The organism is Phenylobacterium immobile (ATCC 35973), assembly GCF_001375595.1.
GTDB lineage: Bacteria > Pseudomonadota > Alphaproteobacteria > Caulobacterales > Caulobacteraceae > Phenylobacterium > Phenylobacterium immobile.
This window is the reverse complement of sequence record NZ_CVJQ01000001.1, coordinates 1,748,700-1,757,829: the sequence shown is the minus strand read 5'-3', so window position 1 is coordinate 1,757,829 and position 9,130 is coordinate 1,748,700. Positions and strand designations below refer to the sequence as shown.

Annotated in this window: 7 protein-coding genes and 2 tRNA genes; 3 read left to right on the top strand and 6 right to left on the bottom strand. The window is 67.9% G+C overall.

Going from position 1 to position 9,130, the window contains the following annotated elements:
* Window positions 1-9 precede the first annotated feature (9 nt).
* Both mgtE and BN1313_RS08615 read right to left on the bottom strand, forming a co-directional pair.
* On the bottom strand, window positions 10-1,464 hold the full coding sequence (gene mgtE, locus BN1313_RS08620) for a magnesium transporter (RefSeq protein WP_091739131.1): 1,455 nt from the start codon (window positions 1,462-1,464) through the stop codon (window positions 10-12).
* Window positions 1,465-1,559: 95 nt separating this feature from the next.
* A tRNA-Leu gene (locus BN1313_RS08615) sits at window positions 1,560-1,644 on the bottom strand.
* A gap of 189 nt (window positions 1,645-1,833) precedes the next feature.
* On the opposite strand from BN1313_RS08615, the gene BN1313_RS08610 reads away from it, so the two are divergent.
* On the top strand, window positions 1,834-3,687 hold the full coding sequence (locus BN1313_RS08610; RefSeq protein WP_091739127.1) for a hypothetical protein: 1,854 nt from the start codon (window positions 1,834-1,836) through the stop codon (window positions 3,685-3,687).
* Between the two features lie 18 nt (window positions 3,688-3,705).
* Here the strand turns inward: BN1313_RS08610 and BN1313_RS08605 are convergent.
* Window positions 3,706-3,790: transfer RNA gene (locus BN1313_RS08605), tRNA-Leu, on the bottom strand.
* A gap of 90 nt (window positions 3,791-3,880) precedes the next feature.
* Here BN1313_RS08605 and lipB point away from each other — a divergent pair.
* Window positions 3,881-4,582: a lipoyl(octanoyl) transferase LipB gene (gene lipB / locus BN1313_RS08600; protein WP_091739124.1), complete on the top strand. Its 702-nt coding sequence runs from the start codon at window positions 3,881-3,883 to the stop codon at window positions 4,580-4,582.
* 51 nt (window positions 4,583-4,633) lie between these two features.
* Here lipB and BN1313_RS08595 read toward each other — a convergent pair whose 3' ends face one another.
* The gene (locus BN1313_RS08595) at window positions 4,634-5,032 is read right to left on the bottom strand and encodes a DUF805 domain-containing protein (RefSeq protein ID WP_091739121.1); all 399 of its coding nucleotides are present in this window, start codon (window positions 5,030-5,032) and stop codon (window positions 4,634-4,636) included.
* Entirely contained in the window at window positions 5,029-7,011 is a 1,983-nt protein-coding gene (locus BN1313_RS08590; RefSeq protein ID WP_091739118.1) for an acetyl-CoA carboxylase biotin carboxylase subunit, read from the bottom strand. Before BN1313_RS08590 ends, BN1313_RS08595 begins: the two co-directional genes overlap by 4 nt.
* Window positions 7,012-7,073: 62 nt before the next feature.
* Here BN1313_RS08590 and msrB point away from each other — a divergent pair, with 62 nt between their 5' ends.
* Window positions 7,074-7,574, top strand: a complete 501-nt coding sequence (msrB, locus tag BN1313_RS08585; protein ID WP_425415003.1) for a peptide-methionine (R)-S-oxide reductase MsrB — start codon at window positions 7,074-7,076, stop codon at window positions 7,572-7,574.
* A 7-nt stretch (window positions 7,575-7,581) separates the two neighbouring features.
* Here msrB and BN1313_RS08580 read toward each other — a convergent pair whose 3' ends face one another.
* Window positions 7,582-9,114 carry an acyl-CoA carboxylase subunit beta gene (locus BN1313_RS08580; protein WP_091739115.1) on the bottom strand — a complete coding sequence of 511 codons (1,533 nt, stop codon included), beginning with the start codon at window positions 9,112-9,114 and terminating at the stop codon, window positions 7,582-7,584.
* Between the last annotated feature and the right edge of the window lie 16 nt (window positions 9,115-9,130).

The following is a 9,130-nucleotide window of genomic DNA, read 5'->3' as shown; positions in this document are numbered from 1 at the left end:
GGTCGTCCCCTAGAGCAAGACCACGCTAGCGATGCCGAGCAGGGCCAGGAAGCCGAAGAAGTCGGTCATGAAGGTGACGATGACCGAAGAAGAGACCGCCGGATCGCGGCCCAGGCGGTCGAGGATGATGGGCGCGCAGATCCCGCCTACAGCGGCCACCACCATATTGGCCATCACGGCGGCCGTCACGACGACGGAGAGCAGCGGATCGCGCCACAGCAGCCAGGCGCCCGCGCCCAGCAGGCTGCCGACCACCGCGCCATTGACCATGCCCACCGCCACCTCGCGCAGGAAGACCCTGAAGGTGTTGGCGGTGTTGAGCTCCTTGGCGGCGATGGCGCGCACAGCGACAGTCAGCGCCTGGACGCCGGCGTTGCCGCCGATGGAGGAGACGATCGGCATCAGAATGGCGAGCGCCATCAACTTGGCGATCTCATTCTGGAACGCGCCGACCACCGTGACAGAGACCGCGCCCGTAATGAGATTCATCAATAGCCATGGCAGGCGCGACTGAACGATGCCGACAATGCCGGCGTCGCGACCGGCGTCGGACACGCCGGCCAGGGCCAGGATGTCTTCTTCCGTCTCGTCCTGGATGACGCCGACGATGTCGTCGACGGTGATCTGGCCCACCAGACGGCCGTCGGCGTCAACCACCGGCGCGCTGATCAGATGGTACTTGTTGAAGATGTAGGCGACTTCCTCCTGGTCCATATCGACCGGGATTTCCGTCACCTCCTCCATGATCTGGGCGAGCGGAGTGTCGCGGTCCATCCGCAGGATCATGCTGACGGGGGCGGCGCCCACCGGCTTGTGCGCCGGACCGACCACATAGACGTCAAAGAACAGCTCGGGCAGGTCGGCGCTCTCGCGGCGCAGGTGATCGATGGTCTGGCCAACGGTCCAGATTTCTGGCGCCGCGACCACCTCGCGTTGCATCAGGCGACCGGCGGTCTCGTCCTCGTAGGCCAGGCTGGTCTCGATGGCCGCGCGCTCCAGATCCGGCATGGCGGCCAGGACCTGTGCGCGCTTGTCCGCCTCCAGGTCGTCGACGACGTCGGCGGCGTCGTCGGAGTCCATCTCGCCCAGGGCCTTGGCCAGGGTCGCCGAGGGGACGTGCTCGAGGATGTCCTCGCGAATCTCGGTGTCGAGTTCGGAGAGGATCTCGGCGAGGGCCTCTGGGTCGAGGTGCGGCAGGAGCTCCTCGCGGTCGCCGGCCGACAGGAAGCCCATGAGGTCGGCGATGTCCGCGGGATGCAGGGCGTCCAGCAGGGAGCGCAGCCGCTCGCCATCGCCGCGGTCCAGCGCGTCGACCACCATCTGGGCGAACTGCGGATTGAGGGCGTAGTCCTCACCTAGGGCGAGGTCTTCCAGGTCTTCGCCATCCTCAAGGTCTTCGCGAAGGCGGCCCTCGGGGATCAGATCATCTTCGACAGGGGCGAGGTCGTCCGTTTCGCGGCTCATGCGGACCTCCCTTAGCTGTCAGAACAGATGGATTTTCCTGGACGAAACCTTCAGCGCGCGGACCCGTCGCGCCATTTCTCATGAGCCTGATTCACTGGTGCGGTCGAGAAGACTCGAACTTCCACGGGTTGCCCCACAGCGACCTCAACGCTGCGCGTCTACCAATTCCGCCACGACCGCACACCGAGTGAACCGAACCGGGGCGAACCCCGGGGCGCGTGGCTGTAGCAAAGGGGGCGAAGGTGCGCAACGTGCGTAGGCGATTGGCCGCAAGTCACGTCGCCGGAGCCGGCGCTTCCTTGAGCGCGCCGTGCGATTAACCTAGACACGAAGGCGGCGTCGGACGGCGCCGGATGCGGAGAGCTTTTCGTGCAAGAAGGCGTCAATCCGGACGGACCGATCTCGCGCCTCGTCCTGTCGGACGACGTCGCCGTCGTGCGCTGGATCGACGGTCGCGGCCGCGCCCTGGCCGGGGTGGAGCACGGCGGCGAGATCGCGCTGCTGACGGATGCGACGGGCGATTTCAGTCCGGCGCTGCGGGTGGCGGTCGGCGAAGCTTTGGCGCCGCTCGTGCCGGTGATGCTGGCGGGCCTGACGGCCGATATCGACGATCCCACGGTCGAGGGCCTGGCGACCTTGCCGACGGCGGCGTTGGAGCTGCTGTTCTCGCTGGCGCCGATGGGCCGGTTCGCCGCGGCGCCCTCGAGGTTCCCGCCGGAGCCGGAACGCGACATCAAGGTGACGCTCACGACCGGCGATCACTATCTGGCCAAGGACGCCTTCACCGCGCTGCTGGCCTCGCACCTGGGCGCGCGCGTACCAGACTGGCTGATCGAGGGCCGCGTCGCGCTGGATCCGCTGTTCGTGGGTTCGGAAACGATCTCGGTCTCGCCGATCATGCTGGACGCCAAGCGGATCTTCTTCATCTGCACCGAGCGGCCGAGCGACCAGACCTACATCGTCATCGCCCGCGTGGCGCCCAGCCTGATCGTCGCTGAGGCGGTGGTGATGGACCAGGGGCGCTATGTTTTCGTGCCGAAGGTCCGGCGTGCGCCCGACCGCGGCCCGGCGGTCCATGACGGCCTGCGCGAGCTGTGCCTGCTGGTGATGCAGCAGGGTCGGCGCTTGCGGCGCTGGGTCAATACGACCAACAAGCCGCTGGGGCTGATGCTGCACAATGGCGACCGCGCGCACCTGGGCCACTTCATCTGGAACGAGATGGCGGCGCTGGAGCATGTGGCGACCGCAGTCCCCGGCCCTGCCCCGCTGATCTACGCCCCGGCCCGCGCCCAGGATACGCAGTTCTATGGGCCGTTCGAGGACCTCTATCCCGAACTGGCCGGCCGCTTCCTGCGCGTGGCCAACGAGGCCGACGCCTTCCGCCACGCCTTGAGCGGCAATGTCGCCATCCTGCCCTGCACGGCCCGTAGCGCCCTGAAGGCCAGCCGCGCACGGATCCAGCGGGTGGTGACGCAGGATCCGGACATGGCGCTGATGGCGCCTGCCGCCGACGCCTTCCAGCGCGATCCCAAGACCGGGCGCCGTCGACCGGTGGTGGTGTTCAGTTTGCGGCTGCAGAACCGCACCCTGCCGGACCCGACCGCCTTCTTCGTCGACTGCGCCAAGGCGCTGAGCGCGCGGTTCGGCTCGGTGGGAATCATCTTCGACGGGCTGAACGGCATGGCCGGCCGGCCGCTGGGGCAATCCTTCCGTCTGCATAACGCAGACGGCGGGCAGGGCGTCGACCGCGGGCTATCGCCCATGGAGCGCGAGCAGAAGCTGGTCGAGGACTTCAAGTTCCGCGTCGCCGGCCTGCCGATCGACACGGTGAGCCTGGTCGGCGCGACCATGCGGCCAAACCTCCTGTGGATGTCCCGCGGGGACTTCTTCGTGGCCTTCCAGGGCGCAGGGCTGGCCAAGCTGCGCTGGGCGCTGGACCTGCCGGGATATGTGCTGACGTCGGAGGTCAACCTGACGGTCTGCAGCCACCTGAGGATCTATGACGACGGCCACTACATGGAGCCGATCGATGCGCCGCTGATCCTGAACGGGATCGAGGCCGTGCGCGACCTGCGCGACCGCGACGAGCCGCGCGCCCGGGTGGGCATTCCCTATGGCGACAATTTCGAACTGGTCGATCCTGAGCGGACCATCGGCGAGATCGTCGAGGCCTGCGCCGCGCAGTTCGCGGGCGCCGATGTCCGGACGCCCGCCTTCGCCTGAACGGCGGCTTCAAGAAGATGGTGCGGTCGAGAAGACTCGAACTTCCACGGGTTGCCCCACAGCGACCTCAACGCTGCGCGTCTACCAATTCCGCCACGACCGCACGTGAGGAAGGCGCGGGGTTAGCAAAGCTCGCCGGCTTTGGGAAGCGCCGCCTCTTGGCGCAGGCGCGCGCGCGGACCACATTGGGCTGATGTTCGACGCCCTGCCCCGTTCCGTTTCGTTGCAGCGCGCCGACGCGCAGCCCGTCGGCTGGGCGGTGAGCGCGGCGCCGGTCGGCTACGAAGAGGCCGTGGCCGCGATGGAGGCCCGCGTCGCCGCCATCGCCGCCGGGGAGGCCGGCGAGGTGGTCTGGCTGCTGGAACACCCACCGCTCTACACCGCCGGCGTCTCGGCCAAGCGCGAGGACCTGCTGGATCCGGATCGCTTTCCCGTGTTCGAAAGCGCGCGCGGCGGACAGTTCACCTACCACGGGCCCGGCCAACGCGTGGCCTATGTGATGTTGGACCTTAACGCGCGCGCCCGCGATGTGCGCGCCTATGTGGCGGCGCTGGAGGCCTGGGTGATCGGCGCCCTGGCCGAGCTGAGCGTCACCGGCGAAATGCGCGACGGCCGCGTCGGCGTCTGGGTCGACCGTGGCGGCGGACAGGAAGACAAGATCGCGGCGATCGGCGTGAAGCTGCGCCGCTGGGTGAGCTTCCATGGGATTTCGTTGAACGTCGCGCCGAACCTGGAGCATTTCGCGGGGATCGTGCCCTGCGGACAGACGGCGTTCGGCGTGACCAGCCTCGCCGACCTGGGCCGACCAGGCGGAATGGCGGACGCAGACGCGGCCCTGAGCGTGTCATTCGAGCGGGTGTTCGGCGCCTTGAGTGAGACGGAACCGCTGCTTTGAGACGGCTCGCCTCCCGATGGTCGCGACTTCCATTCTCGGCGAGACGACGCCCTAGCCCGCCCGCATAGGGTTGGCGCCGAAGCGGTTGGCGCCCAGTTCGCCGTGGAGGACGCCGAGTTCGACGACGGCCCAGACGAGGATCAGGGCGAAGAGGAAGTCGAGGAAGCCGTCGGGGTGGGGCCAACAGCCCGCCAGGGCGGCGAGAATGAGCGCCGCCCACCAGCCAGAACGGCCGCGGTCGTGCAGGCGCTTGGAGAGCACGCAAGCGCCGCAATAGATGAGCGCCGGATAGGCGAACCAGCCGGTGAAGAGCCTGAGCGTCTGGCCGGCGACGGCCTCGTAGACGGCGGCGAGCGCGATCAGGATGGCGGCGGCCAGCACGCTCAGGTTCCGGGGGCCGCGGCCCTGGGCGGAGAAGAACAGGTCGCCCCAGTCGGTGGCCGGGCTCATGGCGTGACGAACTCGACCAGCACCTCGTCGGCGGCGACGCTGTCGCCGGCCTTGGCGCCGACAGAGCGCACCACGCCGTCGCGCTCGGCGCGGATGATGTTCTGCATCTTCATCGCCTCGACCACGGCGACCGGCTGACCGGCGCGCACGGCCTGGCCTGGGGCGACATCAAGACTGACCACCAGGCCCGGCATGGGCGAGACGATCAGGTTGGAGGTGTCGGCCGGCAGGCGCGGCGGCAACTTCTCGTGCAGCTCGGCCGAACGGGGCGTCAGCACCAGGATGCGGGATTGCGCGGCGCGATGGCGGATCACGAAACCCTCCGCCGCGGGGGTGAGCTCGGCGGCGAAGGCCTCGCCATCGAGTACAGCGCTGAACAACGGCGCGCCCGGGCGCCAGTCGATGCCGGTGAGTCGGAGTGTTCGGCCTTCCCCGAGAATCTCGATCTCAAGGGCGGCGTCGCCCAGATCGCCGATCCGCACGGTGCGCTTGTCGCCGGCGATCACGATCCAGTCGGTGCGAGCCTGGCGCGCGTTACGACGGGTCAGGACGGCGTGGGCCGCGCAGGCGACCGCGCACATCAGGTCGCGTTGCCGGTCGGTCGGATGGGCGCCGTGGAAGCCGTCCGGGAATTCATCGGCGATGTAACGCGTCGACAGCGCGCCGTCGCGGAAGCGCCGCTGGTCCATGACGGCCGCCAGGAACGGCACATTGTGGGCCGGGCCCTCGATGTGGAAACGCTCCAGGGCCTCGCCCATGACGTCGATCGCGGCGATGCGCGTCGGCGCCCATGTCGAGAGCTTGGAGATCATCGGGTCGTAGTGGATCGAGATCTCGTCGCCTTCGCGGACGCCGGCGTCGTTGCGGACGACACTGTCGGGCCTCTCGTGCTCGGCGGGCGGCGCATAGCGGATCAGGCGGCCGATGGAGGGCAGGAAGCCGCGGTAGGGATCTTCCGCATAGATCCGGCTCTCCATGGCCCAGCCGTTGATGGCGAGATCCGCCTGGCCGAAGCTCAAGGGCGCGCCGGCGGCGACGCGGATCATCTGCTCGACAAGATCGACGCCGGTGATGAGCTCGGTGACCGGATGTTCGACCTGGAGGCGGGTGTTCATCTCAAGGAAGTAGAAGCTCTTGTCCTGTCCTGCGACGAACTCGACGGTGCCGGCGCTGTCGTAGGCCACGGCGCGGGCGAGCGCGACAGCCTGGGCGCCCATGGCGGCGCGGGTCTCAGGGTCGAGCAAGGGGCTGGGCGCCTCCTCGATGACCTTCTGGTTGCGCCGTTGGATCGAACATTCGCGCTCGAAAAGGTGGAGGACGGTCCCGTGCTTGTCGCCCAGCACCTGGATTTCGATGTGGCGCGGATTTTCGATGAACTTCTCGATGAAGATGCGGTCGTCGCCGAAGCTCGCCTTGGCCTCGGCGCGGACGGCGGGAAAGCCCTCCTCCACGTCCTGGCGGCCATAGGCGATGCGGATGCCCTTGCCGCCGCCGCCGGCGGAGGCCTTCAGCATGACCGGATAGCCGATCTCCTCGGCGATGCGCACGGCGTGGTCTGTGTCGTCGATCTCGCCGACGTGGCCCGGGACGACGGAGACGCCGGCGCGGACAGCGGCGCGCTTGCTCTCGATCTTGTCGCCCATGGCGTCGATGGCCGCGGGATTCGGGCCGATGAACACCAGGCCCGCGGCCTCCAGCGCGCGGGCGAAGCCGGCGTTCTCCGACAGGAAGCCGAAGCCGGGGTGGACAGCGTCCGCGCCCGTCCACTTGGCGGCCTCGATAATGCGGTCGGCCAGGAGATAGGACTGGGCGGCGGGGGCGGGCCCGATCAGGACGGATTCGTCGGCCATCTCCACAGCCAGCGACTGGGCGTCGGCCTCGGAATAGACGACCACCGTGGCGATCCCCAGCCGCCTACAGGTCTTTATGATGCGAACGGCGATTTCACCGCGGTTGGCGATCAGGATCTTGCCGAACATCGCCTAGCGATAGCTAGGCTGCGCGACCTTGGCAAACGGTGGCGAAGGCCTAAGTTTGTCTGATGAGCAGCGCCCCGACCCCCGCCCCCGCCATGATCTCCGCCTCCGGCTTTGATCTCACCCCGCCTTCGCCGGCCGAACGTCAGAAGCTCGAAGCGAGCCTGGATGGCGAAGAGGCGCGCGTCCTGCTGCACCACGGCACGGAGGCGGCCTTCTGCGGCGGGCTGCTCGATCAGAAGGACGAGGGGGTCTACTGCTGCCGACTGTGCGGTCTTCCGCTGTTCAAGCACCAGACCAAGTTTGAGAGCGGCACCGGCTGGCCGTCATTCTGGGCGCCGATCGACGAAACTCATGTGAAGGCGGTCAAGGACACCAGCTACGGCATGGTGCGCATCGAGACCCGATGCGGCCGGTGCGACAGCCACCAGGGCCACGTCTTCCCCGACGGCCCGCCGCCGACGCGGCTACGGTTCTGCATCAACTCCGTGTCGCTGGAGTTCGTGCCCGACGGCGCGCCGCTGCCAGACCGGCTCGGGCGAGAGAGCGGGCGGGTGGCCGAGTAACGCCGAGTCAGAGCGGGATATTATCGTGCTTTTTCCAAGGGTTCGTCAGCTTCTTTCCCGCTAAGTTCTGCAAGCCGCGAACGATGCGGCGGCGGGTCTGGGCGGGGGTGATGACGTCGTCGATGTAGCCGCGGGCGGCGGCGACGAAGGGGTTGGCGAAGCGGGTCTTGTATTCAGCCTCGCGAGCGGCCAGCGCGGCCGGGTCGCCGGCTTCGGCGCGGTAGATGATCTCAACGGCCCCTTTGGCGCCCATGACGGCGATCTCGGCGGTGGGCCAGGCGTAGTTCAGGTCGCCGCGCAGATGTTTCGAGGCCATGACATCATAGGCCCCGCCATAGGCCTTGCGGGTGATGACGGTGATTTTCGGGACGGTGGCCTCGGCGTAGGCGAAGAGCAGCTTGGCGCCATGGGTGATCAGGGCGCCCTGCTCCTGGCGAGTGCCCGGCATGAACCCCGGGACGTCGACGAAGGTGATGATCGGGATCTCGAAGGCGTCGCAGAAGCGCACAAAGCGGGCGGCCTTGCGGCTGGCGTCAATGTCGAGGACGCCGGCCAAGACCTGCGGTTGATTGGCGACGAGACCCACCGGCTGACCGTCCATACGGCCGAAGCCGCAGACGATGTTCTTGGCGTAATCGGGTGAAATCTCGAAGAAATCGGCCTCATCGACGACCTTGAGGATGAGCTCCTTGATGTCGTAGGGCCGATTGGCGTCTGCAGGCACCAGGCTGTCCAGCGAGGGCTCCTCGCGCACCGGATCGTCGAAGCTTTCGCGCACCGGCGGCTTGTCGCGATTGGAGACCGGCAGGAAGTCGATAAGGCGGCGGACCTGGGTGAGCGCCTCCAGGTCGTTGTCGAAGGCGCCGTCGGCGACGCCGGACTTCATGGCGTGGACGCGGTACCCGCCAAGATCGGCGTGGGTGACGGTCTCGTTCGTCACGGCGCGGACCACGTCTGGACCGGTGACGTACATGTAGCTCGTGTCCTTCACCATGAAGATGAAGTCGGTGATGGCGGGCGCATAGACGTCGCCGCCGGCGCAGGGGCCCATGATGACGCTGATCTGGGGGATGACGCCGGAGGCCAGGGTGTTCTCCTGGAAGATCTCGGCGTAGCCGGCGAGGCTTTCGACGCCCTCCTGGATGCGGGCGCCGCCAGCGTCATAGAGGCCGATGATCGGCGCGCCGACCTTAAGCGCCTGGCGCTGGACCTTGAGGATCTTGCCGGCGTGGGCTGAGGAAAGAGACCCTCCGAAGACCGTGAAATCCTTGGAGAAAACGAAGACGACTCGGCCGTTGATGCGACCCCAGCCGGTGACCACGCCGTCGCCGGGGATGCGCTGCTCGGCCATGCCGAAGTCGGTGGCGCGGGACTCGACGAACATGTCGAACTCCTCGAAGGAGCCCTCGTCGAGCAGCAGGTCGAGGCGTTCGCGGGCGGTGAGCTTGCCCTTCGCGTGCTGGGCCTCGATGCGGCGCTGACCGCCGCCTTGCAGGGCGCCGGCGCGGCGGCGCGCCAGTTCGTCGAGGATCTCATTCAAGAGCTTGGCTTCCTTC

Bases quoted from the DNA above. Each gene is read 5' to 3' on its own strand.
- BN1313_RS08590 (WP_091739118.1), bottom strand. From the start codon at position 7,011: ATGTTCGGCAAGATCCTGATCGCCAACCGCGGTGAAATCGCCGTTCGC.
- mgtE (WP_091739131.1), bottom strand. From the start codon at position 1,464: ATGAGCCGCGAAACGGACGACCTCGCCCCTGTCGAAGATGATCTGATC.
- msrB (WP_425415003.1), top strand. From the start codon at position 7,074: ATGAGCAGCGCCCCGACCCCCGCCCCCGCCATGATCTCCGCCTCCGGC.
- lipB (WP_091739124.1), top strand. From the start codon at position 3,881: ATGTTCGACGCCCTGCCCCGTTCCGTTTCGTTGCAGCGCGCCGACGCG.
- BN1313_RS08595 (WP_091739121.1), bottom strand. From the start codon at position 5,032: ATGAGCCCGGCCACCGACTGGGGCGACCTGTTCTTCTCCGCCCAGGGC.